This is a genomic window from Methylobacterium sp. E-012, assembly GCF_057836545.1.
Genome location: NZ_JBYQEY010000008.1, coordinates 1 through 26389, shown reverse-complemented (window position 1 = coordinate 26389; position 26389 = coordinate 1). Strand labels below are relative to the sequence as shown.

The 26389-nt window shown below is 65.9% G+C and carries 32 protein-coding genes and 1 pseudogene; 13 read left to right on the top strand and 20 right to left on the bottom strand.

The window, feature by feature from the left end; translation table 11 throughout:
* Window position 1 precedes the first annotated feature (1 nt).
* The 3 genes from AC3IF1_RS30740 to AC3IF1_RS30730 are packed head-to-tail and all read right to left on the bottom strand — an operon-like array spanning window position 2 to window position 1668.
* Window positions 2-346 carry a hypothetical protein gene (locus AC3IF1_RS30740; protein ID WP_489220873.1) on the bottom strand — a complete coding sequence of 115 codons (345 nt, stop codon included), beginning with the start codon at window positions 344-346 and terminating at the stop codon, window positions 2-4.
* Window positions 343-993 (bottom strand): ParA family protein, encoded by a 651-nt coding sequence (locus AC3IF1_RS30735; RefSeq protein ID WP_489220872.1) that lies wholly within the window; start codon window positions 991-993, stop codon window positions 343-345. The genes AC3IF1_RS30740 and AC3IF1_RS30735 overlap by 4 nt, the downstream gene beginning before the upstream one ends.
* Window positions 994-1044: 51 nt before the next feature.
* Window positions 1045-1668 (bottom strand): hypothetical protein, encoded by a 624-nt coding sequence (locus AC3IF1_RS30730; RefSeq protein WP_489220871.1) that lies wholly within the window; start codon window positions 1666-1668, stop codon window positions 1045-1047.
* A gap of 138 nt (window positions 1669-1806) precedes the next feature.
* Between AC3IF1_RS30730 and AC3IF1_RS30725 the strand changes: the two genes are divergently transcribed.
* The 3 genes from AC3IF1_RS30725 to AC3IF1_RS30715 are packed head-to-tail and all read left to right on the top strand — an operon-like array spanning window position 1807 to window position 3792.
* Window positions 1807-2772, top strand: a complete 966-nt coding sequence (locus AC3IF1_RS30725; protein WP_489220870.1) for a tyrosine-type recombinase/integrase — start codon at window positions 1807-1809, stop codon at window positions 2770-2772.
* 10 nt (window positions 2773-2782) lie between these two features.
* Window positions 2783-3424, top strand: coding sequence for a hypothetical protein (locus AC3IF1_RS30720; protein WP_489220869.1), 642 nt, complete (start codon window positions 2783-2785; stop codon window positions 3422-3424).
* The gene (locus tag AC3IF1_RS30715) at window positions 3424-3792 is read left to right on the top strand and encodes an HGGxSTG domain-containing protein (protein WP_489220868.1); all 369 of its coding nucleotides are present in this window, start codon (window positions 3424-3426) and stop codon (window positions 3790-3792) included. Before AC3IF1_RS30720 ends, AC3IF1_RS30715 begins: the two co-directional genes overlap by 1 nt.
* 35 nt (window positions 3793-3827) lie before the next feature.
* Here the strand turns inward: AC3IF1_RS30715 and AC3IF1_RS30710 are convergent, their stop codons facing one another.
* Complete coding sequence (locus AC3IF1_RS30710; RefSeq protein ID WP_489220867.1) at window positions 3828-4088, bottom strand: hypothetical protein; 261 nt, start codon at window positions 4086-4088, stop codon at window positions 3828-3830.
* Window positions 4089-4121: 33 nt separating this feature from the next.
* On the opposite strand from AC3IF1_RS30710, the gene AC3IF1_RS30705 reads away from it, so the two are divergent.
* Both AC3IF1_RS30705 and AC3IF1_RS30700 read left to right on the top strand, forming a co-directional pair.
* Complete coding sequence (locus AC3IF1_RS30705) at window positions 4122-4382, top strand: hypothetical protein (protein WP_489220866.1); 261 nt, start codon at window positions 4122-4124, stop codon at window positions 4380-4382.
* 32 nt (window positions 4383-4414) lie between these two features.
* Entirely contained in the window at window positions 4415-4717 is a 303-nt protein-coding gene (locus tag AC3IF1_RS30700) for a hypothetical protein (RefSeq protein ID WP_489220865.1), read from the top strand.
* Between the two features lie 28 nt (window positions 4718-4745).
* Here the strand turns inward: AC3IF1_RS30700 and AC3IF1_RS30695 are convergent, their stop codons facing one another.
* Complete coding sequence (locus tag AC3IF1_RS30695; protein WP_489220864.1) at window positions 4746-5021, bottom strand: hypothetical protein; 276 nt, start codon at window positions 5019-5021, stop codon at window positions 4746-4748.
* A 145-nt stretch (window positions 5022-5166) separates the two neighbouring features.
* Here AC3IF1_RS30695 and AC3IF1_RS30690 point away from each other — a divergent pair, with 145 nt between their 5' ends.
* Entirely contained in the window at window positions 5167-6324 is a 1158-nt protein-coding gene (locus AC3IF1_RS30690) for a hypothetical protein (RefSeq protein WP_489220863.1), read from the top strand.
* A 2-nt stretch (window positions 6325-6326) separates the two neighbouring features.
* Here AC3IF1_RS30690 and AC3IF1_RS30685 read toward each other — a convergent pair whose 3' ends face one another.
* The 3 genes from AC3IF1_RS30685 to AC3IF1_RS30675 form a co-directional block, all read right to left on the bottom strand.
* The gene (locus AC3IF1_RS30685) at window positions 6327-7046 is read right to left on the bottom strand and encodes a cache domain-containing protein (RefSeq protein WP_489220862.1); all 720 of its coding nucleotides are present in this window, start codon (window positions 7044-7046) and stop codon (window positions 6327-6329) included.
* A 56-nt stretch (window positions 7047-7102) separates the two neighbouring features.
* Window positions 7103-8800, bottom strand: a complete 1698-nt coding sequence (locus AC3IF1_RS30680) for a methyl-accepting chemotaxis protein (protein ID WP_489220861.1) — start codon at window positions 8798-8800, stop codon at window positions 7103-7105.
* Between the two features lie 357 nt (window positions 8801-9157).
* Window positions 9158-9946 (bottom strand): helix-turn-helix domain-containing protein, encoded by a 789-nt coding sequence (locus tag AC3IF1_RS30675; protein WP_489220860.1) that lies wholly within the window; start codon window positions 9944-9946, stop codon window positions 9158-9160.
* A 340-nt stretch (window positions 9947-10286) separates the two neighbouring features.
* Here AC3IF1_RS30675 and AC3IF1_RS30670 point away from each other — a divergent pair, with 340 nt between their 5' ends.
* Complete coding sequence (locus AC3IF1_RS30670; RefSeq protein WP_489220859.1) at window positions 10287-10553, top strand: hypothetical protein; 267 nt, start codon at window positions 10287-10289, stop codon at window positions 10551-10553.
* Between the two features lie 89 nt (window positions 10554-10642).
* Here the strand turns inward: AC3IF1_RS30670 and AC3IF1_RS30665 are convergent, their stop codons facing one another.
* Both AC3IF1_RS30665 and AC3IF1_RS30660 read right to left on the bottom strand, forming a co-directional pair.
* A complete protein-coding gene (locus AC3IF1_RS30665) occupies window positions 10643-11050 on the bottom strand; it encodes a DUF1993 family protein (RefSeq protein WP_489220858.1) in 408 nt (135 codons plus the stop codon).
* A gap of 242 nt (window positions 11051-11292) precedes the next feature.
* Complete coding sequence (locus AC3IF1_RS30660; protein ID WP_489220857.1) at window positions 11293-12261, bottom strand: alpha/beta fold hydrolase; 969 nt, start codon at window positions 12259-12261, stop codon at window positions 11293-11295.
* 398 nt (window positions 12262-12659) lie between these two features.
* Here AC3IF1_RS30660 and AC3IF1_RS30655 point away from each other — a divergent pair, with 398 nt between their 5' ends.
* Both AC3IF1_RS30655 and AC3IF1_RS30650 read left to right on the top strand, forming a co-directional pair.
* Window positions 12660-13247: a phospholipase A2 family protein gene (locus tag AC3IF1_RS30655; protein WP_489220856.1), complete on the top strand. Its 588-nt coding sequence runs from the start codon at window positions 12660-12662 to the stop codon at window positions 13245-13247.
* 144 nt (window positions 13248-13391) lie between these two features.
* A pseudogene (locus AC3IF1_RS30650) lies at window positions 13392-13688 on the top strand (IS481 family transposase); the annotation flags it as partial.
* Between the two features lie 191 nt (window positions 13689-13879).
* On the opposite strand, the gene AC3IF1_RS30645 reads toward AC3IF1_RS30650, so the two are convergent.
* From AC3IF1_RS30645 to AC3IF1_RS30635, 3 genes are all read right to left on the bottom strand, one after another.
* Window positions 13880-14011 (bottom strand): hypothetical protein, encoded by a 132-nt coding sequence (locus AC3IF1_RS30645; RefSeq protein WP_489220891.1) that lies wholly within the window; start codon window positions 14009-14011, stop codon window positions 13880-13882.
* On the bottom strand, window positions 13998-14585 hold the full coding sequence (locus AC3IF1_RS30640; protein WP_279598608.1) for a chemotaxis protein CheB: 588 nt from the start codon (window positions 14583-14585) through the stop codon (window positions 13998-14000). The genes AC3IF1_RS30645 and AC3IF1_RS30640 overlap by 14 nt, the downstream gene beginning before the upstream one ends.
* Window positions 14586-15121: 536 nt before the next feature.
* Complete coding sequence (locus AC3IF1_RS30635; protein WP_489220855.1) at window positions 15122-15529, bottom strand: hypothetical protein; 408 nt, start codon at window positions 15527-15529, stop codon at window positions 15122-15124.
* A 758-nt stretch (window positions 15530-16287) separates the two neighbouring features.
* Between AC3IF1_RS30635 and AC3IF1_RS30630 the strand changes: the two genes are divergently transcribed.
* Complete coding sequence (locus AC3IF1_RS30630; RefSeq protein WP_489220854.1) at window positions 16288-16575, top strand: hypothetical protein; 288 nt, start codon at window positions 16288-16290, stop codon at window positions 16573-16575.
* A gap of 1082 nt (window positions 16576-17657) precedes the next feature.
* Here the strand turns inward: AC3IF1_RS30630 and AC3IF1_RS30625 are convergent.
* On the bottom strand, window positions 17658-17984 hold the full coding sequence (locus AC3IF1_RS30625; RefSeq protein WP_489220853.1) for a helix-turn-helix domain-containing protein: 327 nt from the start codon (window positions 17982-17984) through the stop codon (window positions 17658-17660).
* 287 nt (window positions 17985-18271) lie between these two features.
* Between AC3IF1_RS30625 and AC3IF1_RS30620 the strand changes: the two genes are divergently transcribed.
* Entirely contained in the window at window positions 18272-18580 is a 309-nt protein-coding gene (locus tag AC3IF1_RS30620; protein WP_489220852.1) for a hypothetical protein, read from the top strand.
* Between the two features lie 32 nt (window positions 18581-18612).
* Here the strand turns inward: AC3IF1_RS30620 and AC3IF1_RS30615 are convergent, their stop codons facing one another.
* The 6 genes from AC3IF1_RS30615 to AC3IF1_RS30590 all read right to left on the bottom strand — a co-directional run bounded on the left by AC3IF1_RS30615 (window position 18613) and on the right by AC3IF1_RS30590 (window position 23186).
* On the bottom strand, window positions 18613-18813 hold the full coding sequence (locus AC3IF1_RS30615) for a hypothetical protein (RefSeq protein ID WP_489220851.1): 201 nt from the start codon (window positions 18811-18813) through the stop codon (window positions 18613-18615).
* Between the two features lie 13 nt (window positions 18814-18826).
* Complete coding sequence (locus tag AC3IF1_RS30610) at window positions 18827-19351, bottom strand: hypothetical protein (RefSeq protein WP_489220850.1); 525 nt, start codon at window positions 19349-19351, stop codon at window positions 18827-18829.
* A 7-nt stretch (window positions 19352-19358) separates the two neighbouring features.
* Window positions 19359-19706 carry a nucleotidyltransferase domain-containing protein gene (locus tag AC3IF1_RS30605; RefSeq protein WP_489220849.1) on the bottom strand — a complete coding sequence of 116 codons (348 nt, stop codon included), beginning with the start codon at window positions 19704-19706 and terminating at the stop codon, window positions 19359-19361.
* A gap of 134 nt (window positions 19707-19840) precedes the next feature.
* Window positions 19841-20320: a PAS domain-containing protein gene (locus tag AC3IF1_RS30600; RefSeq protein WP_489220848.1), complete on the bottom strand. Its 480-nt coding sequence runs from the start codon at window positions 20318-20320 to the stop codon at window positions 19841-19843.
* A gap of 77 nt (window positions 20321-20397) precedes the next feature.
* Window positions 20398-20640, bottom strand: a complete 243-nt coding sequence (locus AC3IF1_RS30595; RefSeq protein ID WP_489220847.1) for a DUF6894 family protein — start codon at window positions 20638-20640, stop codon at window positions 20398-20400.
* 272 nt (window positions 20641-20912) lie between these two features.
* Window positions 20913-23186, bottom strand: a complete 2274-nt coding sequence (locus AC3IF1_RS30590; protein WP_489220846.1) for a hybrid sensor histidine kinase/response regulator — start codon at window positions 23184-23186, stop codon at window positions 20913-20915.
* A 482-nt stretch (window positions 23187-23668) separates the two neighbouring features.
* On the opposite strand from AC3IF1_RS30590, the gene AC3IF1_RS30585 reads away from it, so the two are divergent.
* Window positions 23669-26086 (top strand): bifunctional diguanylate cyclase/phosphodiesterase, encoded by a 2418-nt coding sequence (locus AC3IF1_RS30585; RefSeq protein ID WP_489220845.1) that lies wholly within the window; start codon window positions 23669-23671, stop codon window positions 26084-26086.
* Between the two features lie 42 nt (window positions 26087-26128).
* Window positions 26129-26290: a hypothetical protein gene (locus tag AC3IF1_RS30580; RefSeq protein WP_489220844.1), complete on the top strand. Its 162-nt coding sequence runs from the start codon at window positions 26129-26131 to the stop codon at window positions 26288-26290.
* Window positions 26291-26389: the final 99 nt, after the last annotated feature.

Genomic DNA, 26389 nt, shown 5'->3' with positions numbered 1-26389 from the left:
GCTATTGCCACCCGCGCGCCGACGGCTTGCCGATCACGTGGTCTATCCCCTCCAAGATCAGGGAATGGATCGAACGGCCGCGATCCTCGGCGATGCGGGCAAGCGCTGCATGCCGGGCGTCATCGAGGTAGACCGTCTGCCGCGCTGCGACCGGCCGGCGCCCCTTGGGCCTGCCGACTGGCTTCGCGCTCTCTTCGGCTTCGCTCGGCTGCGGCATCTCGGCGACCGGCGCGAGCTGGGGTTCTAAGGCTGCCGGCGGCGGGTCCTCGTCCTGCTCAACCTCACGGGCTGCCGCCGCTGCAGCCTTCATCGCCAGCGTCTGTGAGACGTTCGGGCGGCGGCTCATTGGGTCTCTCCCAGGCGGACCATGACGGCGTCAGCGAGCGCGGCGAACTCGGCGGCGGACGGCGTATCCGGTGGCACGGCCTCACCCGTCGCGAGGCTGTCGGCCACGATGGCGCGATAGGAGATGGCCGGCGCCACCGGCTCGGTGAGAGCGGCTAGCGTCGTCACCACATCGCGCCCTGCCCCGGTGCGCCGGTCGATGCGGCTCGGGACGATGAGGATATCCGGCCGGTCCCGCTTGGCGGCCTTCCGATGCCTACGGATCGTGCCGACCGTCTCGGCCGCGCCGCGCAGGTCCAGCACCGTCGAGCCAGCTGGGACCAGCACGAGGTCGGACACGGCGATCGTCGCGCCGAACGCGGCGCCCATCGCACCAGGTGCGTCGATCAGCACGAAGTCAGTCCCCTGCCCCCGCACGGTCTTCACCCACGCCGAGACCGCCGCGTCGGCATCCTCCTCGAGGAGATGCGGGGCGACCTTAAACGGCAGTTGCCCATCCTCGGCGATCGAGGCGGCATGCGCGGCCGGATCCGCGTCGAGCACCGCGACGGTGCGCCCGCGCCGATGCAGTTCGGCCGCGAGGTTCAGAGCCGTGGTCGTCTTGCCGACGCCGCCCTTGCTCTGCGCAAGACCGATGATTCTCACCATGACGGCGCCAATATCTCGCTATTGTGGTGGTATAAAATTCTCATAAAAACTTTATCCTGCCGCCATCGTGGCGTGCCCGTCGTTGCGGATGAGCCAGTAAAGGATTGAGGCGGATTGGCCGAAGGCAGCCCCGCCTTCGACCTCGCCGCGGGCTACAACGGCGCGAGCCGCCAGGCCCTTGTCGATGGTCTCGCAGGCCTGAGCGCGGACCGCTGCGGCATTGCCGTGCTTCGTGATCGCCCGGTTGATCCCGCCCGAGTACTTCACCGGTTTTAGGAACCGAGGCTCGATGGCGCCCCCGAGGTGGGTAGCGAGCAGCAACGAGTAGACGGCGGTTCCACCGACGGCGAGGCGTTGGGCCTTTATCTCGTCAGCCGTAGTCGCGTCGGTGAAGTGCCGGAGGTTGCCGAACGCGTCGAAGGTATACATCGCCTTAAGCTCGACGAGAGCGAGCGGCGCGCCGGCCGGGTCGAGCACGGCCAGGTCGACCCTGTTCCATTCCCGGGCGACGATGTAGCCGGACGGCTCGTAATCTTGGTGCAGCCTGAAGGCGAGGCGGTCGCGGATCGAGGCCTCGACCTTCATCGTCGTCGCAAGATATGCGAGCTCATTCGGGCAGAACTCGCCGCCGATCGCGGCGAGGGCGGAGGCCAGCTCTTGATCCGGGTCTTTCATGCAGCCGCTCACCAGAATGCCGTTGCCGCACGTCATCACACTTTAGTGGTGTGATAAAAGCGGTATCTTGAGGTGGCACTCGCACGAACTTAGCGCGTGTGATAGTGTCTGAGAAGGACAGTTATCGGACACGATGCGATGTCGGGCCTGAAATCTCGCGCGCCGGAGGTGAGCGCCGGCCTGCCGGTCGTCGCCGGCCTGTCGGATCAGGCCAAGGCGTTCCAGCGTGGCGGCAAGGCCAAAAGCACGCAGCGGGCCTATGCCAGCGATGTCGCGCAGTTCGCGGCTTGGTGCGATCGGTTCGGGTTCCAGGCCATGCCGGCGACGCCGCTCGCCGTGCTGGAGTTCTTGAGCCGCGAGGCGACGCGCGGCGCCAAAGCGTCGACCATCGCCCGGCGGCTCGCCGCGATCCGGTACGCGCACAAGCTGGCCGGTTTCGCAGACCCAACGGACGATGAGGGCTTGCGCGAGGGGATGCGCGGCATTCGGCGCCATGTCGGCACGCGCCCGGTTCAGAAGGTCGCCGCGACCGCCGATATCCTGGCGGCCCTACTGATGCGGACGCCGGACACCCTGACGGGCAAGCGGGATCGCGCGTTGCTGGCGCTCGGCTTCGCGGGCGCGTTCCGGCGCTCCGAACTGGTGGCGCTCGATGTCGAGGACCTGCGCGAGGATCCCGACGGCCTGCGGGTGCTCGTCCGGCGATCGAAGGTGGACCAGGAAGGGCAGGGGTTCGAGAAGGCTATCCCGCACGGTCGTCTGATCCGGCCCGTCGCCTTAGTCCGTGAATGGCTCGACGCGGCGGGCATCACGACAGGGGCGGTGTTCCGGCCGGTGAACAAGGCCGGCAGGGTCGAGGGCGAACGTCTCGGGCCCAAGACGGTCGAGCGGGTGGTGAAGCAATACTGCGCCGCCGCGGGCCTCGATGCCTCGACGTTCGGAGCGCACAGCCTGCGGGCTGGCTACATCACCACGGCGGCCGAGCGTGGGGCGGATCTCGCCCGGATCATGGATCAGTCGGGCCACAGGGACCCGCGGACGGTCGTCGGGTACATTCGCCGGGCCAACGCCTTCAAAGGGCACAGCGGCTCCGGGTTTCTGTAGGGGCATGAGGATGACACGTAAGGCAAGCGAGGGCGCGCTCTGGGCGGCCCGCATCCGGGCAGAGGAACGCGGCGCGCGATCCGGCGCAGCGGATCGGCATGATGCCGCCAGCCGCGAACCCCTGGCCCAGGTTCCGGCGCGGACGGTCGGCGGCGAGCTGCTGCCCGGCGACGATTTCACATCCACGGTTCTGCCCGCGGTCCTCGACACGCTGGTGAGCCCCGACGCGATCGGCGCCGACGCCAGCCGTAGCCGCCTCCAACTGGCGGAAGACGCCGGCGCCCTCGACCTCGCGCTGGACACGGCCGACACGATCCAGGCGGCCGACGGGCTCGAACGGATGCTGGCCCATCAGCTTGCGGCAACCCACGTCGCGGCGATGAAGTCGGCGGCGCTCCTGGGGAAGCAACTCGACATCGCCGATCGGACGATGGGCGCGGCCTGCCAGGCAGCATGCATTGAGGTGGGTCGACTGGCGGGTGCTACGGCACGGCTCAACGGGTCGTTCCAAGCTGGGCTGCAGACGCTGCAGAAGGTCCGGTCCGGTGGCCGGCAGGTTGTCGTCGTGCAGTACAACCAGGTCGAGGCTGGTGCGCAGGCTGTGATCGGTGGGCAGACGGGGGTCTCCCGCGGAAAACGGAAGGGTGGGTAATGGGGGCTTTATCCAAAAGCGACGACCCACCCCATGCACCCCGCCACGTTCCAGACTGGCGAGAGGCGCTAATCCGGGCGCAGGCGGCAGCGCGGTGCGGGGCTAAGACCCGATCCGGCTGCCCGTGCCAGGGGCCGGCGATGGCAAATAGCAAATGCAGAATGCACGGCGGGCGTAGCACCGGGGCGAGGACGGCCGAGGGGTTAGAGCGCGCTCAGACGGCAACCCTGACGCACGGTCGGCGCTCTGCCGCCTACGTCGCGAACCGGCGGGCACTGGCAGCGCAGAACCGCGAGATGCGGGCGACCATTCGGCACGCGAAGGCTGATTTGCGATGGATGGCGCGGCTCGTCCGGCTCTACGGATAGGGGTTTTCGCACCAATACGCGCGCGCGCGCGAGGGTCAGCCGGCCTTCTCGATCTCGCCCCGCAGCATCAGGTCTCGCGCGCCTTCGGCCAAGGCCTGCAGGGCTGCGACCGCGGCTTGGTGCTGAACCCGGCTCGCGTCGTCCCGGACCTCGATGGTGACGGCCGCGGTGAGCGCCATCTGGCGGGCCGTCTCAATGCCGGCATTGATGGCGACTCGCTCGCGGCTAATAAAGCTGCCCATTAAAATGATTCGAACCTCATCATCCGATGGAGTACTCAGCTCGTTGATAGCCAACAAGGGTCCGCACCTTCAGAACGAGCGGCATCCGTGATCCATCAAACAGAAATTCCCGGCAATTTCTGGGCCGAGCTTGAGCATAACGTTTCGTCGAAAGTTGGCGAAGCTCTTAACACAGATGAAGTTCCGCACGAGTTGCTGATTTCGTATCTGCGCGATTTGGAGGTCATGGCGCGGACGGCATGCCATAGCCGACAGACCGTCCAGATCATCGCCTCCGGGCGTAGCCTTCTCGGAGACCGGACGGAAGTTGGACCAAAGGATTGTGCGTTCTCATACGCGCATCTGTGATCGAAATGGATCTCGGGACAGTGGGCTATGTCATGACCGAACAGGCGTTCGCGGTCTTGATAGCCGCGGCCTTCACCTTCGGGTGTGCAGCGATCCACGAGTGGCGCGAGCACGCGCGGCACCTCACGCCGATCCTCGCCAGCATTACGATCGGCTTGGCTCTTATGGCCGGTATGATCGCGTTGGCGCAGAATGGGGCCATCAGTCCAGCCGACGCCTCGAAGCTTAACCCCATGGGCCGCGCCCAAGTGTCCTCGTGGCATTCGGAAACGAGAATGGCTGCGGCCCAGAAGCCGAGCATGGCCGAGATCCAGCAGGCGCTTCGCGGGCAGTAGTGCAGCCCGTGCGTCGCGGACAGCGCACTCACGCAGGATCTCCGTTACTCTCCAACAAGCCGGACCATGCGGCGGCCAGGATGGCAGCGCGGGCCTTGGTCCGGCGAGGGTCCGCGGCCGTGATCTCGCGCCGTATGGCGTCGAGGGTTGCGGGACCGCCGGCCGCGTGCGCCTCCAGGCCGGCACGAAACAGGGCGGACCGGAAGGCGAGGGCTGCCGGGGCGGCCGGCCCATGGCGCTCAATGTCCTGGATCAGGGTGAGGATGCTGGCCGGTGTCGGCGGATCGGGGAGGGCGGCAATCACGGCGCCTGCCTCCCGATCCCGGGCCAGGCCACACCCTGCACACTCTGCTCGCTCACGGGCGCGCACGCGCGCGAGGCCGAGGCGCGGCCGGGATGGGGGACGGGCACAGGGTCTCGCGGTCGAGCCCGCGACGCGCGGCGCCATCGTGACGCCTCTGGAGACGCGGGCGACCGGCGCCAACGCCCGGATCCGTGGTGATGTGGACCAGGCGCTCGGTCCCGCCGCAGACCCAGCCACGGTGCGCGCGGCGCGGCAGCAGAGCTATGACCAGGTCGTGCCGCCGATGTATCGGCAGGCCGTGGGGCAGCCCGTGCAGGTCGACACGAGCAACGTGCTCGGCATGATCGGCGATCTCCGCAGCCAGGAGAAGGGCCCGGCGGCCGACGCCTTGGCTCGCGCCTGGAACCTCCTGCACCATGACGGCGACGTGCAGGGCGTCGGGCAGGCCATGATCCCGGATCGCCGGCCGGAGGCTCTGCACAACGCCAAGGAGGCCTTGGACAGCGCCATCCATCAGGCCCAGACGCAGTACGGGTCTGCGGGGGCCAGCACGGTCAACCGGCTCGGTCAGGTTCGTGGCGCTCTCAACGATGCCCTAGAGGCGCAGGTCCCGGGTTACGCCGATGCGAACCGCACGGCGCAGCAGTACTTCGCGGGCGGTGACGCCTTCGAGCGCGGGCAGACGCTGCTCAACGCGGGCCGGGACGCGGTTCGACCGGGGCAGCTCGCGGCAGAGACCGCGGCGATGTCGCCGATGCAGCAGTTCATGCAGCGCACGGGGCTCCGGTCCGAGATCGACCGCCACCTCGGCACGACTCTCAACGACCGGGTGGCCCTACAGCGCGACCTGATGGGCGAGGGCGATTTCAACCGCGCCCGCATGGCGACGGTGTTCGGCGAGCAGCCGACCCAGCGGCTCGCCTCGACGGTCGGGCGCGAGGCGCAGTTCGATCGGACCTACAACGACGTGGTGCGCGGCAGCCATCCGGCCCCCTCTGCGCTCAAATGGAGCCGGGGCGTCTACCTGCGCTGGAGGTCAGCTTCAATTGAAAGGGGCCATACGGCAGCCGGATCAAGGGCATTCGCATCGATGCCGACGCTCTCGGGCGTCAGGGCGATCAGCAGCCCGGCAACCAGCAAGGCCGCAATGGCTATCAGCACCAAGCCGACGCGCTCTGGATCAAGCCACCGCGCGCGCAGCATCGCGCACCCGAAGGTGAAGGTCGCTGCCTCTGTCAGCGGCACAAGGTTGGCCAGCGCCACGATGCGCTTCCTGGTTGTGAGTCCAGTGCGATCTGACTGAGCCTATTTCTGCTCGTCCAGATTGAGGGCAGCTTCAGCGGCCTTTAGACCATCGCGTGCCTTCGCCAGCGCCGCGGTTCGGGCATCACCGACCTGGTTCAGCGTCTCCAGAAAGGCATTCCAGTCGGCACGGGCTGCTTGCGGGATCTCTCCGTCGAGCTTCTGGCGCAGGCTTACCAAGCGCGCCTCCGGAGTAGCCAGCGCCGGCGCCGCTGTATCGGTATCGTAGATGCCTACCCCGCAGGTCTGATCGCCAGCCTTCGTATAATAGGTGGTCTTAGGCTCCTCGACCGTGCTGCCGGGCTTCGGGAACAGGTAGCGGATCTCCTTAACATCGCCGGCCACGGCCGTGTCCACCATCGTCTTGATGAAATACTTGCCGGTCTTGTCGTGCAGGTCATGCACGTCGTGACCTTGGAGGATGGGATTGGGATGCGCGCTCATGATGCCATCGGGTCCGACGCAGAACACGTAACTGTCGGCGGTGCGGAAGCCGTCCGTGCCCTTGGTGAACGCGCCGAGCGCCTTGGCCTTGTCGACCATCACGGCCTTGCTCGCGCGGCTCAGCATCCATTTGGCGCCCATCTCGGCCCCAGAACCGCTATCGTCGCAAGAGAGACCAGCTTCGCTATCGCCGCAGGCGTCGGCGCTTGTGCCGATGCTCAGAACAGTCACCACGGACAGCAGGAGGGGAAGAGATACCCGGCGGATCGATGCAGGCATGGCTGGTCTCCGATACGAGTGCAGGATGAGAAAACCAAAGGCTGGGGACGCAAAGCTCATGCTGCCCGCACCGTAGCGAGGAAGCGCCCGACCTCGGCCGCAAGGTGCTCGGATTGACGGGATAGTTCGGAGGCTGCCCCCAGCACCTGGCTGGCTGCTGCGCCCGTGTCCTCGGCCGCACTCGCGACACCCGCGATGTTGTGTGTCACCTCGCCGGTGCCCATCGCGGCCTGGCTGACGTTGCGCACGATCTCCTGTGTCGCCGCCCCCTGTTCCTCCACGCCCGCGGCGATCGAGGTCGCCACACCGCTGATCTCGCGGATCCGCCCGGTGATACCGGCGATCGCCGTGACCGCCTGACCGGTCGAGGCCTGGACCTGAGCGATCTGTCCGGAGATTTCGTGTGTGGCCTTGGCGGTCTGCTCGGCCAGGGCCTTCACTTCGGAGGCGACCACGGCGAAGCCCTTGCCGGCTGCTCCGGCCCGAGCGGCCTCGATCGTGGCGTTCAGGGCGAGCAGGTTGGTCTGCCCAGCGATGGTCGAGATCAGCCCGACCACGTCGCCGATGCGTGCGACCGCGGCGCTCAGCTCCTGCACCAGGGCGCCGGTGTGATCCGCCTCGCGCACGGCACGCTGCGCCAGTTCGGCCGAGCCGGCGACTTGCCGGCTGATCTCCTGCACCGACGAGCCCAGTTCCTCGGCGGCCGCGGCCACGGTGTTGACGTTCGAGGCAGCTTCCTCGGCGGCAGCCGCGACCGTCGTCGATTGACTGGCGGTCTCCGTCGCCGTGGCGGTCATGGTCTGGGCGGTGGCCTGCAGCTCGGTCGCGGCGGCTGAGACCAAGCCGATGATCCCGCCGACCGCCTGCTCGAAGCCATCGGCCATCTGGCGCATGCCGGCCTTGCGCTGCGCTTCGGCGTCGAGGCGGGCCTGTGCGGTCTCGGCTTCGAGCACCCGGGTCCGGATTAGGCTGTCCTTGAACACCTGGACCGCCGCGGCCATGGCGCTGATCTCATCTCGTCGAGATGCTCGTTCTATGGGTACGGTGGCATCGCCCGCCGCCAGAAGCCGCATGGACTCGGCCAACCGCTTTAAAGGGGCCAAGCTTCGGCGCATCCAGAACCACAGCACCGCGCTAGAGACGAGGGCCAGCAGCCCACCGATCAGACCGGCTTGCCTTTTCAAACGAGTCACGATGGCGAGGTAGTCAGTGCGCTCGATGCCGGCGTAGAGGATGCCAAGGGTACTGCCGTCGGCGGCGAGGATCGGGTCATAGGCGGTGAAGTACGGGACCCCGAGGATTTCGGCTTCGCCCCGGTAGGGCCGGCCCTGCTTGATCACCGCATCGTAGACGGGTCCGGGTGCCAAGCGCGTGCCGATAGCGCGAGTCCCGTCGGATTTAGTCACGTTGGTCGCCACGCGCAGATCGCCGAGGAAGATCGTGGCGGTGCCCCCGATGATGGTCCGGACGCGATCGACGGCGGGGTCCTCGGCCCCGATCGAGTGGGATCCGATCTGGAGGTGACCATCGACCAGGCTGAAGCGCTGCGAGCCACCCTCGTCGGACAGGTTCTGCCGCAACAGCCTCATGTTGCTCTCCAGCACGGCGGAGGCGTGCTGAGTCATATCCGTTTCGACCTCGACCAGGATCGTGGCGATTGTCGTCGCCGAGGCGATACCGAGCATCACGGTACCGACGAGGCTGAGGCGCATCGGGAGCGTAAGGGAAAGCCGGGTCAGGCGGCGCAGGGACATCCGACGGCTCTCATGGCGTGAGGCCGATCTCATCGCCACGAGCCATCACATCGCTTCGTCTGAAGAAACAAGTGCGTGTCGGCCGTGACGCGGGATCGTGATGCGGAGATAGGCAGATACAGATCATCAGGCACGCTTCAGCCTGATTCTGTATTCGTGATACAGCGCGGCCTCTTAAATATTTCTTACGACAATTCACTAACCCTCTGCATCAGCGTCTTTAAAAGTCACAAACTTGCGAGCTGCAACCGCAAATTGAGGAGTTTACATTATAAACTGAACTCCGTTGCTCGAACGGTGGGGAAAGTCCGGGTGCCGTTCTGAGTGGTGTCCATCATCCTATCCAGCCGCAGACCGTCACCGCATGGCCCGACCGCCTCCACCGCCCGCGCGGATTCTCGCTCGGTCTGATCGTTCGAGGTCGCCCGCCGCTCGTCGGCAGCCCTTCTTCGCTTCAGTTTTCCTCGATTCTCCTAGATCTAGAACCTGAGTATGCGTGGTGGTCGCGGATTTGACCCCTCCCCCTGATAACAGGGGGCGCCGTGCCAGCTGCAGCCAGGCGGTCCATTCCCGGCTGATGATGCGGATCACGTTGGTGTCGTTGCGGAAGCCGGTGATCTGGCGCTCCTCGACGGTCAGGAGCCCGAGGCGCACGGCCTCCCGGATGGCGTTCTTCACGGTGGTGCGAGACACGCCGGTCACCGCGGCCATGTTCTCGATCGACAGCCGGCAGTCCTTGCGGCGGGCCACCTCGGCCGCCACCAGGGCGAGAACGGCCTGCTCGGCCAGCGTGAACCGGGCCGCGATGGCCGGAGGAAGCCTGCCAGAGGCCGCCCAGCGGCGGCGGCGCTCCAGCGAGGCGCCCGTGCGTGGCCGGGAGCCGACGCCGGGCCTCCTGGGGCTTCCCACGCATTTTTGCGCGGGCAGGTTGATCGAATGCTTGGCTGTTCCCCCTGAGTTCGGGCTCTGTCCGGATCGCGGTCCACTTTTGGACAGCGTTCGCGTTTCGATCAGCCCAGACAGCGCCTCAGCCTCAGCCTCTGTGACCTTCCCCTCCCCGATCGCGCGCCACAGCAGCGCCGTGACGGACGGCAGGGTGATTCGGTCAGACGCTTCGATGGCGCGGCGGATTTCGTCTGCAAACACGTGTCTCGGCCCTTTTCACAGGGCCACAGGGGGACGATCGGCGGCGCAGGCTGTGCGCTCCGTTCAAGACAAGCCGGTATCGTTGCCGGAACCGAGGTTCCGACTTGACGCCCGAGGGCGCTTCGTGGCTTGTGGGGATTGGAAAAGCGGCCCCACAGGCCATCTCGATTTCGACAGCCTCGACCTTGCCGGGTCGGGGCTGTTGGCTTTTCAGGGTCCTACTGTGGCGGTTGGTGCTCCTGGTTGCTCCGGCGACTCGCGTGAGGCGCGCGCCGGCCGGACTTGGCATGTCGGCTGGGCGGCACGGCTAAGTCAACGTCAGGGAATGATCAGCGCGACCATGCCGGCAGGACCTTCGACCCTCGCGGACCTGCGCAAGGCGGGTATCATCACGAGCCAAGAGGTCGTGGCTGCCATCGACGTCTACCTGCGGGATCCGGCGGCAGAGCCCTATCGCTTCGCCAGCGGGCACAGCATCGACATCGCAGCGCTCGTCGCTCTCAAGCTCAGTCGCGAGGAGATCAGAGACCGGGCTGGCCCGCAGGAGAAGACATTCCGGACGGCCGTGGCGGCGGTCGTCATGGCGGCGCACCCGACCCCGCCCTGATCTTGGACCATTCGATCGTTTTGCTGGCGATCCAGATCAGCGCCGAGACGCTTTCACCAGAAGCGGTGAGGCTCAGACCATGATCGACGCTACTTCCCGTGCCGAGGACGCCCTTCGTGAGGTCCGTGGCTTCGTGCACGCGGCGCGAGGTCGCGGCCCGTCCAGGTGTTGACCTCGTCTGGGACGTAAGCCTCCAGCGTCGCTTCCGCTTTGTCCATCATGACTTGCAGCTCTACGAAGGGGACTGGTCCGACCAAGCCAGGTGGCTCGAACACACCGGTCTTTGCGGCCTCCAGCCCCCACACGGCATGATGCCAAGCAGCCTCGATCTGGAAATGAAAGGGGGCCATGTCATCGTAGAGCCGGGCTCCCACAAGTTCATCCGGGTCGGCGCCCAACTCGGCGCAGTGCCTGTTTGCGCGGTCGAGGAAGCCCGCAACGGCACGCACGGTCTGCAGGAAGGTCGGCACGCTGAGTTCGTAGAAAGATGTCGCCATCGGACCTTCCCGGATTTGGACACTCATCGTCGCTGACGATTGTGGCACCGACCTACGTTGTCGGATTTCCGCCTTCGACCCAACTCAGCCGCCCAAAACGCTGTCGGCTATCCCCCGAAGCGGACGTTCGTCAGCCGTGCGGCAACTGCGGCTCGGGGTGGCAATCGGACGTTGACCTTTCGCCGCGAAGCGGACGTTCTGTCTCCAACCCTTCTCCGACGTTCGGGGGAGTGGCCTCGGGACTATCGAGGTACGGATGATGGGGCTGTCGAGGTTCCAATGCTGCGGCCAAGAAAGTCTCGTGTCAGCCAAGCAATCCTGTCCGTCGCCTCATCTAGCGCGAAATGGCCAGCATCGAGGATGTACAACTCTGCCTTCGGTGTGTCGCGCAGATAGGCTTCGGCTCCTGGCACAATGAAGGAGGGATCGTAACGGCCCCACAGCACGAGGGTCGGCAACGGTTGCGTGCGCATCCACGCCTGCCAAGCTGGGTAGGATGCGACGTTCGTTTGGTAGTCTGAAAGGAGGGCCGCCTGGATGTCCCGCTCACCTGGCCGGGACAGGATCGCGTACTCGTCCATCCAGGTGTCCGGGTTGTACCGCTCCGGATTTGGGCTGGTGCCGAGATGGCGCTGCTTGGCCCCTTCGAGGGACATGAAGGCGTCGACCTGCTCGGGATGGGCTGCGGGGTCGGCCCAGTACTGGGCGATGCCCTGCCACTTCGCTCCGAGCCCCTCCACGTAGGCGTTGGCGTTCTGGACGATCAGCGCGCTCACACGGTCGGGATGGGCGAGCGCCATGCGAAAGCCGACCGGGCCGCCGTAATCCTGCATGAACAGCGTGTACCGCGCGAGGCCGAGTTGCGCGGTCAAGCCCTCCATCGTCGCGGCGAGGTTGTCGAAGGTATAGGTGTATTGCGCGGGCGTCGGCGCATCGCTCTGACCGAAGCCAGGGTAGTCCGGCGCAATCAGGTGGTAGCGATCGGCGAGCAGCGGCAGCAGCGCGTCCCACTGGCGGGATGACGACGGATAGCCGTGCAGCAGCAAGATCGTGGGCGCATCGCGCAGCCCAGCCTCGCGGTAGAAGATGCCAACACCGTTTACCTCGACCCGATGGTAAGTCGTCGTAGCCTGGGTGGAGGGAAGCGGGTGCGGCGTGCCTTGTCCAAGCGCCAGGGCCGTTGCAGCGGCTAGGACTGTTTGTGTCGGCATAATTCATCTCCTCTGCGGGGGAGAGATAGGACCTTCCCGTTGGAAAGGCCGCAACGACCACTTCCCACGCGATCCAATCGCAGGGCTCTCTGTCGTAGAGTGCCCCGAAGCAGACCGTCCGACCTTCCGCAAGGGGTCGTGTGCGGGCGCGGAGGCGATGTCCGCATCCATCGATCGTTGCCCGAAAGCAGACAGGCGGAAATCCACCCTCAGCAGACCTAGGCATCACGCCCGCTCTAGCAGGTCGAGCAGCGTCACGCCGGCCACCGCGATGACGTTGCCGCGGCCGCCCCCGAACTGTGCTCGGATCGGTCCCCTACAGGTTACCGATGTTGGGAGCTCCGGCGGAACGGAAATGCCGAGCTTCGGATTGATCGCTCCAAATTCGGGAGCCTGTTTTGAGATCTACCATCCTTGTGCTCCTTGGGCTGTCGCTCCTGGCCTGCCCGCAAAGCCTCAAAGCGCAGGGCGCCACAGATGAGGTGGCGTCCACCACCATCGAGGCGGACGCCCCCCGCCCCGGGCCGCCTCCGCCGCTTCCAGATCTGTCTGATCCCAACGGCCGAGCAGCCGAAGCCCTCAACGAGCCCGGGGAGCGCTCCGGCATCCCGAAGGCGCTGCGGTCGTCAGCCTCCAAGGCGGGTGGTCCGGCCAACGACCTCAATCCAAGCGGGCAAGCAGAGGCGCCGGCTCCGCTCAAGGGCGATCTCGGCAAGGTCGTGACCGGCAAGGAACTGTTCCACGGCAACTACTGCGGGAAAGGGCAGCGCGGCGAGGGATTGCCGCCCATCGACGCTCTCGATGCCGCCTGCATGCACCACGATGCCTGCTACGACACCGCCGGCTATAGCTCGTGTGCCTGCGACACGGTACTCAGGCAAGAGGCGGGGGCCATCTCGGACGATCCGGATGCACCACTGGAGACGCGGCGTAGGGCCCTCAGCGTAACGGAGGCGACTACGGCAATGGATTGCCGCAGACCCTGATGTTTTCGTGGCTGCCGCATGACCGGGACGAGTGCCAAGCTGAATGTCGGATTTCGGGCTGAAACCCAATGGCAGCTCACCACCTAGATGTTTGATCCCAGGGTTTGATGGTGCATTCTTCACGCTGGAGTGGAGGGACGCGCTATGGGCCAAGTTCTTCACGGCAGCGCCACCACGACGGAGGCAGTCCGTCGAGCGATCCAGCATAGTCAAGCGAGCCTGAGGGCGCTCTCGAAGCGCTACGGGATCAACCAGAAGACGGTCGCCAAGTGGCGGCAGCGGACCTCGGTCGCCGACCAGCGCACGGGTCCGAAGGATCCCCGCTCGACGGTGCTGTCACAGGAGGACGAGGCGGTCGTCGTCGCCTTTCGCCGTCATACGCTCCTGCCGTTGGACGACTGCCTCTACGCGCTCCAGGCGACGATCCCGCAACCACTACGACAGCCATGGGCAACTCCGTGCGCACTTGGCCGACTTCGTCAGCGCCTACAACTTCGCCCGCCGCCTCAAGACCCTGCGCGGCCTCACGCCCTACGAAGCCATCTGCAAGGCATGGTCGGCCGAGCCCAGCCGTTTCAGGTCAAACCCGCTCCACCAAATGCCGGGACCAAACATCTAGAGCAGCTTCGACTTTACGCCCGCTCCAGCAGGTCGACGAGGAAGGAACGGGCCGCCGCGATGACGTTCTCGCGGACGCTCCAGCGCCGGGTCTCCATCTTGATCACGGTCTCGAACGCGTCACTCTGAAGCTCAGCCTTTGGCAACGCTCTTGATGATGGCGGCAGCGATCACCCGCGGACTGCCGATCACATCGACCGGACCATCGTAGTTGATCGCGTTCCTGGGCATGCCGCGGTACGGCTCCGGGTCCGGCGTGAGTACCATCGTGAGGCCGCCCGCCTCATGGATTGCCGCGAGCCCGCGCGACCCATCATCAAGCGATCCGGATAAAACGATGCCGATCATGCGGCCCTGCCCGTGCCGGGCGACTGAGCGGAAGAGTAGGTCGACAGTCCGATTTCCATGTACGCGATCCGGATCATGGATTATCTCGCCTAGGCTACGCGCCGCCAGGGTGAGGTGCTGAGCAGGTTCGCCAATATAAACGGTACCCTGCTCGAATTTATCGTCCTCTTCGGCAATCACGACCGGCAGGGTACAGGCACGCTCCAGAACGGGTTTCAGATTGCTAGGCTTGTCCCAGGATCTATGCAACACAACGAGGATTACGGCCCGGATTGATAACGGAAGGGCGGCGAGCAACGCTTTGATGTCCTCTAGGCCATCGCCTCCTGAGGCACCGATAGCAACGTACCAGGGCGAAGCATTTTCCGACATCTCACTTGGATATCAACAAATCCCTCTGGCAGTCACGCTCAAACGCCGAGGTTCGGATCACGACATCAATTGAAAAGCTTCTTGCCACCCACATTGCGCTGCATCACGCCCGCTCAAGCAGGTCGAGGATCAGGGTGCCAGCTGCTGCGAGGACGTTGTCACGCCCGTGCCGGGGTAAGCTATCGACCACCGGCAACGGCTCAGCCAGCACCCCGCCCGCCGAGCGATCTGGTGTAGCCGACCTCACGCAGCAGTGTCCCTCGCTCGAACCTCAAGCGCATCGCCGGTATCTGCGGGCGTGCGCGCTTCAATCTTCTGTTCAATCCAAGACCGCGCAGCCTCTTCAGTCACGACATCTGCGTATCGGTCGTATCGCAGCGGCCATCCCAGACTCGGGCGATAGGTACAGGCCCTAAACCCTCCCTGCTGCAGTGGGCTTATGGATCCAACCGGGATGCCATCCTCGCCGATGTAGTCGACCCAGTCCTGAGTGCGATGCTGGATCCAGCGAAGATCAGGCATCCAGTCTTTCTCCCTCACCGCACCCGCGCAAGATTGAGCAGGACTACGCCAGCAACAGCTATGACGTTCCCGCGGCCCTGCCAGGGCAAAGCGATCTCCCTTGACGATGGTTCTGCCGCCACCTCCGACAGAACGTCCTCGGGCGCCTCAACCTCGCGGTCCTGATCCCCGCCGCGCATGTAGACGACCTGCGAGCCAACGGTGTTCTCTGGCGCAGCCAGGGACGGCTCATCGTCCCCGCTGTCCTCGTGGTCGGCATCGCCGTCCATGCGGTCGAGCACGGCGATGATGCGGTCCGCGGCGTCGAGGGCGATCTGTGCCGCCTCCTCCAGGCTGGCGCGCAGGGCGGGTCCGGTCAGCGGCTCCGGGATCGCCGGAGCGGCCGGTTTCGGACGCGGGGTGAAGGTGAGCACGTCGCCCATGGGGTCAGGTCTCGGGGGGTGAAGGAGAAGGCCCGGCGGATCCGGCCGGGGCGGTACGCACGGCTACGCGAATGGGGTGACGATGCGTCCGTGATGAGAGAGCGGGCCGGATCCCGTGACGACGTGGTTCGGCCCTGTGCCGTTCGGCGTTCGCGCCGGAGCGACGGCTACTGTGTAGCGCGCGGTGGCGGCGACGTGCCCGCGGTGAGTGCTGAGGGTGTTCGGCAGACAAACGCGGACGCTGAGCAGTTCGTCGGCATCGAGTTGGCTGATGCGTTCGCAAGCAGATTGCTCGATCCCGCGCCCATCGCATTTTGAATACAATCCGCTGGACGAGCATCGCCCGAGGAGCGTTTCTCCACGCCCCCGGGGTTTGTCATGCGCTTCGTGCCCGTTTGTTGTCCGCACTGCGGGTTATCGTTCAGCGTCGTCGTGTCTAACCAACACCGCTCCGCGCGCGTCGATCGGGAGGCCTGGCGTACGATCTGTCCGCGTGCCTGTGAGGCCATGGAGCCGCGGCTATGCAACGATTTCCGCGCGGTGGTCATGTCGGTGCTGAGCGAAGGTGAGACACCGGTGCTGGTCGGTGAGAAACAACGAGTAGAGCATCACCGGAAGCCTGGGCCAGGTCGCGGCCATAAGGGAAAGATGATTGTCTGAGCCACTGGTACCCGCGGGCCGTGGTCAGCACATCCGTCGAGTCAATGCCTTCAAGGGACACTCGGGGAGCGGCTTCCTCTGACACGGGAGACCAGATCATGCAGGAATTCGACGCCGAGACCGCCGCTCGCATCATCGCCGAGAATGCCGTCTCGGCCTTCCTCCGGAACCGATCCGGGCCGCTCAACCTGAAGCCAGACGCGCGCATGCTGGCGATCGGCGCCGTGATGGTCGAACTGGTCCGCATCCTGCCGACCGATAGCGGAGCCCAAGCCGCAGACGCATGCAATCGGGGGCTCGCGTTTTTCTCCCGGATGGGGATCGACGGGCCGCTCGTCTCCGATGTCGATATGGCGGACGGGTCCGTGATGGTTCGCCTAGGCTGAGCCGCGCCGCTCGAGTTTCGCAACCAATACGCCCGCGCGCGCGAGACTGGCGCATCGCTAAAATAGTGATGTTTAGTGATGGTGAGGCCGAGTTTCGGCAGCAGTACGCGCGCCCGCGCGAGGCCGGCGAGACGGGGGCAGAACGGGGTACAGTGCCATCTTGGTCGGGGGACGGATGCCGGGCCGCCTGTTGACATTTGTTGACCTTCGCGGGTCTCGGCGGCGAGTTTCGGGCCCGGTACGCGGCCGTGCGCGCGAGGGCTTCGGCCGGGGCCATCGATTCCCCAAGACGATTGCCCGCCAATGGCTTAGCGCCTCTCGGGCGATAGCATGCGGGGTGTCCAAAATGGGCAAGCTGCACAACCCGCACACCCTAAAAGGGCCGGCGCGGACCAGGCCCCGATTTGAAAAACAATCAACGGAAATCAGAGCGCACGCGCAGGCGAAGGCCGAATAAAAAAACGGCGGATATTGGCTGAGCGCCGCGCCGGAGGCCGATTAAGATACCGGCCGATATCCCACCTCGGGGCTGCCAACTTGTTGAAGAATGTTGAAGCCGGAACGGGGACGCGCCTGTTGGTAAATGTTGGTCTCGGGCGACGCTTCGGGCCCAGTACGCGCGCGACGCGCGAGGCCAACCCGGACAACTCGGACACCTGAAAAAGGACGGCGCTTCTGTCTAAAGTAGAGCGATTTAGAGGGCGCCGTTCTAGCGGTCGGGGAGTTTTCGGTAGCCGCTACGCGAGGAGGGCGCTCCATCAAGGCCAGTTAAAATAACTGAAAAAAACAATGGCCGTTGCCTCAGATGGGTTTTGCACAGCAGCTCTCCGCACAGGCGGGAAGAGTTTTCCGAGGCAGTCATCGCGGGAGTTTCCGGAGTTTTCGGAGGCAGTCTCGCGAGGGCAGTTTTTGGTAGCCAGGGCGCGAGGCCGGCGGGCGGGCGTTGAGTTTTGCAAGGCAGTCATCGCGCGCCCGGCTCGATATGGGGCTCACCTATATTGCCCTTAGGATCGCCAGATTTGGCGTGGGGCGGCCGTTGTCCGAAATCCGGTAGTCATCACCTATAAAACGAGGAAGCGGCCTCACGCGCCGATTTTGGCGACTTCCTGCGCTTTCCTGACAGCGGACACTGTCGAGGGCGACACGCCAGCCCGCCGGGCGATCTCCCGATCCGAAAGGCCTTCGGCGAGTAGGGTCTCGACGGCGGCACGGCGCTCGGCGACGGGGCGGTGCTCGGGCTTGTTCGGCTGAGAGGCCGGGCGGGCGGCAGACCTGGCGGTCGGCTTGCGGGCCTGTCCATTTTGGGCGGGCGGGCGGCGCGATGGTTTCGGCGAGGGGGTAGCGTTCTGCGACCCCCTTTCGGGCTTCGGCGGCTCAGGATCAGATGGGGTAACGGATGGTAAGCCCATCTCAGCCTCAACCGACGAAGGGGGTAACGGATCGTGCCCCCCTTGGCTCTCGGGCTCGACCGAGTCGACCGACTCGCACTGGATCTTGGCGCGGCTCTCCTCAAGCTCCGCATCCCACCGAGCCTGCATCGCCCAACGCCGTCGCTGTCCTGTATCGCATCCGGGCGTGCCGCGGTTGCTGTTGCCGTCGTCCCGGTAGCGGCCAGGCACTGCCGGCGACGTCCGCGCCCCGCGGCGCCTCGATGGGCTCGACGGCGCAACGTGGCGGGTTCGGGCTAGGCGGCATCGTGGGGCAGGGTTCTGCCGTTCCGGGGCAGTCTTCCCTGACGCCCGACGCCGCGTCCCTGGCCGGTCAGCCAACCGCGCTGGACGGGTCGCAGGGCCAGCAGGAGGACGCCAGTCCCTACGGCGGTATCGCCAGCGCGCTCAAGAGCATCGCGGGCGGCCAGCAGAAGCAGGGCCAGAAGGCGGCGGGCGGCGGCGGAATGGCGCCCCCAAAGATGGATGGGCGGGCGATGACCCTACAGCAGGCCCGGCAGCAGTTCGACGCGAGCCGGTTCTACTCGATGCTGCCCCGGGGCGGGCGGGCTGGATAGGTCAGGGCACCTGGCGGTGCGCCTGTCGAGGCTTACGCCTGCTTCCGCCCCTTCCCAGGCTTCCGGCTCGGATCGTTGGCGACGCTGGTAGCGGTCAGCCCGTCGAGCACGGCTGGCACATACCGGCTGTGAACGGCAGCCTTGATATCGGGGTCCTTGAGCGCCTTGTGCAAATAGCCCGTGGTCCGCTCCTCGGCGGTCTCAGCCAGCGCTATCAGTTCTTCGCGGGTCATCGCCTCACCGTTGCTAGCTACTAGGATCGGGATCGGCTTCGCCAGAGTCAACCGCTGGATCAGGCGGCCGGGTCGCTTCCCACGCCCGTCGCCCTCGCGGCAAGCGCGAGACCGTGACCGTGTATCCACACTCCTCGACCACACGCCTGACGAGGTCGAATTTAAGCAGCGCCCTCCTCGGCATAGCCTCGTCATAGGTGAACCACACGAAGCTATCTGGCGCGCTGACGCTCAGCAGATCGCGCAGGCCGAATAAGATTGCCCCAAGCACGGCGGCGCGGTCTTCCGTCGCCCTGATGAAGCGCGTATTTCTGCCGCTCCAGAACGTGTGCTCCCCGCCGGTTTCTCCATCTGCCTCAATGACATTGAAGTACAGTTCGAGGCACCCGCCGGCCTGCGCATCGAGGCCGACCGCGACCTTGTAGTTCAACGGCTCGGCGTCGTCGTACCCAATGTCGATGATTGCGATGCGGGGCGTGCTCGCGGCAAATCCTTGGACGCGAAAGCCGCCCTGTATAACGGTGCAGACGAAAGCCACCGGACGGCTACCTTGACCATAGCAGGATGGCTGATGCCCGCGCGGCTAATTCCTGATCGCTTCGCCGTTCACCAGGGCGAGCGAACACCTTCAAGTGGACTGCACAGCTAAGGCGCTCTGAGAGCGCATCACGCCATTGCTCCTTGAGCGAGCCGAAGTTGGCGAGCGGCCAATCGTGACCCAGTTCCTCGCCGAAACTCAGCTCACCAGGCACCAGCACGATGCCGAGATCCACGTCGCTGTCTGGTCGCGCCATGCTCCTAGCTCGACTGCCGAATAGCCAGACCTCGGCGACGTTCTCATTGCTGGCAGCCCACATGGAAATGGCGTTGATCGTGCTCTGATGAAGATCCATCAGGTTATCTGTTCCATCGCCCAAGGCAGCAGATCCTTCTGCGGATCGTAGGTCTGGCCGTGCTGCCCGGGCATGGGCTCAAGATGGCGAGCGGCGGGGCGGGTGTCGAGGTGGCGCTTCGATGGGTCGTCGGCTCAGATGTGCCGGAACAGCGCAAGCTCTTGGAGCACGCCCGCCAGCATATCGTCGCCCACGCTGATCGGCTCGTAGCGCCCGTCTGCCCTTATCACCGGGCGGCCGACGCGCCGGACCACCTCGCGCTCGAAGGACACGAAGTTCTCGACTTGACCATCCGCACTGCGCAACGGCCGGCAATCGATCTCGGCGCGGTACCGGGTGCCGTCGGCGCGGTAGTTGGTTAGGTAGCCGTGGAAGCGCACGCCCGCCGTCATCGCGCGGCGGAAGGAGTCCAATTGCGCCCGCCGTGTCTCCTTGCCCTGCATGAAGCGCGGGCTCAGTCCGATGAGACTGCCAGGATCGCGCCCCACGAGGCGGCCGAAGGCAGCGTTGACGTATAGGATCGTGGGGCCGGGCAGGTCGATGGTCGCGTCGGTGACGACGACACCCACAGGCGCGTTGTGGGCGACGGCACGGAGCAGTTCAAGGGCCGTCATCGTGTCAGAGGTGCCAACGTGTGATGGGTCATCTCAAGCATCTAGGGCGTTCCCTAAACCGAACCCTCGGCTCAGTGTCATGCTTCGTTCGCGAAATCGGATGGGTAAGGGACCTTAGCCAAGGCCGTCCCATTCTCATCCAGGATGGCCACGTGCCAGTGGAACGGGTTTGCGGCACCTGCGGTGTGCTCCCTGAGAATACGCTTCCAGATCTCCAAGGCTTCGATTTCTGCCGCCTCCAGATTGGGTAAGTCGATCCCATCGTGGTCGCGCGTCACGTCCTCGCCATCGTGCAGAACGTCGAAAAAGTAGCGTGGCATCCGCCCTCCCGTGAGGCTGAACCTATCTGCCTGCACAACGCTGGCAGGTGTATTCAAGGTTCATCAAGCCCAAGCGTTGCGGCGCCCGACGTGCGGCCCGAATTGGGCGCACAGGGCAAGGCACGAGCCCCCATCACCTAGAGCTGAATTGCCAGCTGTCCGGAAGCTCCTGTCAGCCGCTGATACGGAGTAACGGGGGAGTACCGGTGTCAGGGGTCAGCCGCTGACCGAGAACGGCGTTACCTCGTTGAGGTTGGGCGAGGAGCATATGACTAACTCAGCACCTCGCGTACCTTGCCCGCCAATTGCTCCAGCGTGAACGGCTTGGGCAGGAAGTGCGTGCCGGGGTCGAGCACGCCGTTGTGCACGATCGCGTTGCGCGTGAACCCTGTCGTGTAGAGCACCTTCAGCTCGGGTCGCCGCCGCGTCGCTTCCTCGGCCAAGCGACGCCCGTTCATGTCCGGCATGACGATGTCGGTGAACAGCAGCACTACGCCAGGCTGAGCATCGAGCACGCGCAGCGCCGTCGCACCGTTCTCAGCATGGCGCACGGTGTAGCCGAGTTCGCGCAGCGCCTCGACGCTGAGCAGGCGCAATGATTCCTCATCTTCCACCACGAGGATGATCTCGCCTCTGTTGCCGGTCGGTAGGGCCGGCCCAGCCTGAGCGTCGGCAAAGAGATGCCCGATCTCGTCCTCGCCGTAGAAGCGCGGCAGGTAGAGCTTCACGCTCGTGCCCTGTCCAGGCTCCGAGTAGACCTTCGCGTGTCCATTGGACTGCCGCACGAAGCCATACACCTGCGACAGCCCCAGCCCCGTTCCTTTGCCCACAGGCTTGGTCGTGAAGAACGGGTCGAACACCTTGGTAAGGACGTCGGGCGTCATACCAGTACCGGTGTCGGTCACAGCCACCATGACGTACTGGCCGGCGGAGATCCCGGCGAGCTTGGCGTAGGCCTCGTCGAGATGGACGTTGGCAGTCTCGATCGTCAGGCGACCGCTATCGGCCTCGGCGTCCTGCATGGCGTCGCGCCCGTTCACGGCGAGGTTGAGGACAGCGTTTTCGAGTTGGCTCACGTCGGCATGCGTGCGCCACAGGCCGCCAGCCAGCACAGTCTCCAGGTGGATGCCGCCCCCGAGTGTGCGCCGCAGGATCTCGGACATGCCCGCCACGAGCTTGTTGGCGTCGATCGGCTCCGGCGCGAGCGGCTGCTGGCGAGAGAAGGCGAGCAGCCGCTGGGTGAGAGTGGCGGCGCGGGTTGCACCGTCCATCGCGACATCGACGAAGCGCTCGATGCCGCCCTCCCCGCGCTCCAGGCGCTTGCGGATCAGGTTCAGGCCGCCCATCACGATGGCGAGCATGTTGTTGAAGTCGTGCGCGATGCCGCCGGTGAGCTGGCCTACCGCTTCCATCTTCTGTAGTTGCCGCAGCTGGCCCTCGGCCACCTCGCGGTTCTGCATCTCGGTAATCAGCGTCCGGTTCGTAGCATCCAGATCGCGGGTGCGCGCGGAGACGCGGTCTTCCAGCGCCGTGTTGAGGTCGCGTAGAGCCGTCTCGGCCGCGTCACGCTCGCGAGCGCGGTCCTGGAGCTGCAGCGCCGCCGTCGCAAGTGCCGCCCCGACGCGGTTCACCTCGACGATGGGGGTCGCAATCGAGCTGACTTGGCTACCTCGTCCGATCGCCATCGCTCCCTCACCCAGGCGACGCATGGCGCGATCCACACGTCGGGCGACCGTGAGGGCGACGCCGATCGCGATCAGCCCGAGTACGAGGCCCAGTCCGACGAGGATCGCGATCGAGCGCTGCAAAGGCGCCTCGACGATCTCCGTCCCGACGACGACCGCCGCGGACCATCCGGTCAGCCTAGATCGGCTATAGCCGGTCAGGACCTCCCGCCCGACCCTGTTATGCCCGTAGTACAGCCCGGCCTCATCGACCGCGTGGGCCCGAAAGTCTGGCGAAGCCAGCTTGCCAACGAAGTCCGTCTGCTGCTCGGTTCGGACGGCCACGATACCATTGCGGTCGACGAGGGAGCCGGTCCAGCCCGGGGGCAGATCCTCGCGCCGCGCCGCTTCCACGAGATAATCGAGGTCGAGGCTCGCCGCGAGCAGGTAGGTCGGTGCCCCGCCGACCCGGATGGGCGAACTCACGATCTGGAAGACGGGCTGGCCTGAGGTGGTGCTGGTGAAGATGTTGCTCACGGTCGCGACGCCCGTGCGCAGGATCTCCTTGTCTGTGTCCGCAAGGAGTGGTGGCACGGCGACGCTGGTTCCGAGTGGGGCCCGCGTGGTCAAGACGGTCTGACCATCGACGCTGCGCAGGCTGATGTGGATACCCTGCAGGCGATGGATCGCGCTCACTTGGGCGTAGAAGCTCTGGAGGTCGTGCGTCTGCAGGCTAGGCGAAGTACCAAGGGCCTGGAGGGTGGTGAGGACGCCGTTGATCTCCCGGTCGAGCGCTACGGCCAAGCCGTGCGCTCGTGCCCTCACATCCTGCTCAACGCGGCTGCGCTCAGAGGCCGCGAATTGCCAGAGCAGCACGCCCACGAACAGCAGGGTCGGCAGGAGCAGTCCGAGACCGAGCCTGACGAACTGCCACCTCAGAGGGCGGGGGCGTCTCACGGACTAATCAACCCCTCGACTCGCATCAGCGGCCACCGCTCTCATCTACCCGCAGCATCGAAACCGTGAGCATCTGATCGGGGCCCCGCCGTTGCTGGCACAATGCGGTGGATCGAGGGCGATCGAATATGCATCTCGGCCTTCGCCCCTAGCGGCCGCGGCCGTCATGAAAATTGCTTGGCCAACTATCAGTCATTCCATTGCCCGAGCCGCTGCAGGTAGGCGCGCCAGGAGTGTTGACTGGCGGACCACCGCTGTACTGACGCCACCAAACCGTACATCTTGACTGAGCATTTTATCGTCCCTCAACCACAAAATGAGTTCGCTTAGGTAGCTGACCAATCGGTAGGCATAGGTGCGATATGATCGCGATCTGACGACCAGTCGTTGTCCGGACTGAGCAAACCATGATCCGCGTCCTCACCTGTGTCGCACAGCAGCACGACTTGCGCCTCGTCGCGCTCTCGGCCGTGATCTGCGCCCTTGGGTGCTTCGCCACAGTCACCTTGATCGCGCGGGCCGAAGCTAGAGCTCGCTCGCTGCTTCGGACCCTCGTTCCGGCTGCAACCATCTTCGGTGGCAGCGTCTGGTCGCTGCATTTCGTCGCCATGCTGGCGTTCCAGACCGGGGCGCAGGTCGCCTACGACCTCGACCTCACGGCCGCCTCGATCGTGGTAGCTATCGCCGGCTCCTTGACCGCCCTGTACCTGTGGCGGCGGCTGTCCACCGCCCCGCTCGGTGTCGTGCTGGCAGGCACCGTGCTCGGTCTCACGATCACCGGCATGCACTATCTCGGCGTCGGCGCGATGGCCGCCTCCAGCCTGGTGCTGCTCGATCCCGACTACGTCGCCGCCTCGATCCTGGTTAGCGTCGCGTTCTCCATCCTCGCCCTGGCGCGCGCCGGCAGGCTGACGAGCCTCGGCCGCCGCATCGAAGTCACCGGCTGGCTCGCGCTGGCGATCTGCGGCCTGCACTTCACCGGCATGACCGCCGTCACGGTCGCGCCGATCGCGTTGCACGAGGGGGAGAGCTACGTGCTCGGCTCGACCCCGCTGGCACTCGTGGTCGCTGCTGTCAGCCTCGTGGTGCTGGTCGCGGGCCTCGTCGCCCTGGCGCTGCAGCAGCATCTCTCGCAACGTGATCGGCGCGACCTCAGCCGCATGCGCCTGCTCAGCAACCTCGCGCACGAGGTGTTGTTCATCCATCGCGACGGCGAGGTGCTGGAGGTCAACGACGCCGGCGGTCGCCTGTTCGGGATGGCCCCCGACCAGATCGTCGGCCGGCCGGTGCTCGACCTGTTCTCGCAGGCCGATACCCCGGCGCTGCTGCGGCGCACGCGCTGCCGCTCCGAGGATCTGCAGCCGGAGGAATTCGAGATCCGCACCGCCGCCGGCACACATGTCCCGGTCGAGCTGTCCTGCCGCACCATCGAGTTTGGCGGTAAGCCCGCCACCGCCGTCGCCTTGCGCGACCTCACCGACCGCAAGCGCGACGAGGCCCGTATCCGGCACCTCGCCCTACACGACGCCCTGACCGACCTGCCCAATCGCTACCTGCTGGAGCAGCGCCTCGGCCCAGCACTCGACGCCGCCGCCCTGGACGGGACCGGCGTCGCGGTGATCTACCTCGACCTCGACCGGTTCAAGGCCGTCAACGACCTGCACGGCCACGCCGCCGGCGACGCCCTCTTGGTTCAGGCAGCCAAGCGCATGCTCACCGAACTGCGTCCGAGCGACACCCTGGCCCGGGTCGGCGGCGACGAGTTCGTGGTGGTGCTCACCGGCGCGCGCGCGCCTCAACGGGTTGCTGAGATCGCTGGTCGCCTGATCGAGGGCCTGCGTCGCCCGTTCCGGATCGACGACCACCGCGTCGAGATCGGCGCCTCGGCCGGCGTCGCCCTCTACCCCGGGGACGGCAGCACGGCCGAAACGCTGCTGCGCGCGGCCGACACCGCTCTGTACCGCGTCAAGGACGAGGGCCGGGGTGCGGTGCGCTTCTTCGAGACGGCGATGGACGTGCAGCTGCAGGCGCGCCGACAACTCGAACACGAGCTCGGCGGGGCGATCGCCCGCGACGAGCTACGTCTGTTCTACCAGCCGATCGTCAACGCCCGCACCGGCGAGGTCGAGACCTTCGAGGCGCTGATCCGCTGGCAGCACCCGGAGCGCGGCTTCGTCTCGCCGGCCGAGTTCATCCCGGTGGCGGAGCAGGCCGACCTGATCGGGCGGATCGGCGCGTGGGTGATCGACACCGCCTGCGCGGCCGCGGCCGCCTGGCCGCAGCCGTGGCGGGTATCGGTCAACGTCTCCCCGAGCCAGTTCCGACAGTCCGACGTCCCGGAAATCATCGCGGCAGCGCTGGCGCGTCATGGCCTCGCCCCGGCGCGGCTGGTGGTCGAGATCACTGAGAGCGTGTTCATCCAAGATGCCGCGAAGGCCGTGCAGGTGCTCACCGACCTGCGCGGGTTGGGCGTGCGCCTGGCGCTCGACGATTTCGGCACCGGGTACTCGTCGCTGAGCTACCTGCAGCAGTTCCGGTTCGACAAGATCAAGGTCGATCAGTCGTTCGTGCGCCGGCTGGGGCAGCACGCCGACACGTTGGCGATCGTGCGGGCGATCGTGAACCTCGGGCACAACCTCGGCCTGCAGGTCACGGTCGAGGGGGTCGAGACCGCCGAGCAGCTGGCGATCCTGCGCGAGCTGCACTGCGAGCAGATGCAGGGCTATCTGTTCGCGCGCCCCGCGGCGGCGCTGGGTGTGTCGGAGTTGGAGCTGGCCCGGTTGCGGGCGTTGTTTGCCGAGCCGTTGCTTCGGGCCATGGCGTAAGCTCGACGCATCGCGCTCAGTCCTCATGGCCTCCACGGGGGCGTGCATGTTCCCGGCGTCGATCGCGGTCTCGACGAGCATGTCCTGCACAGAGGCCGGCTGCTCGCGCAGATCGGCATTCTCGGCCGCAAGCGCCAGGAGCAGGGCCGCAACGTCGTCACCCATGCCAACACCTGCCTCTCGCGTCCGGGGCCTGCCTGGTAGGGCCGGCGTAGTCACCGCGTCGACAAGGATGCTGGGTCCGCAGGTGCCGGCGGCGACCTAGTCCACAGCAGGATCACGAGCACGCTCCGGCCGGGCCGT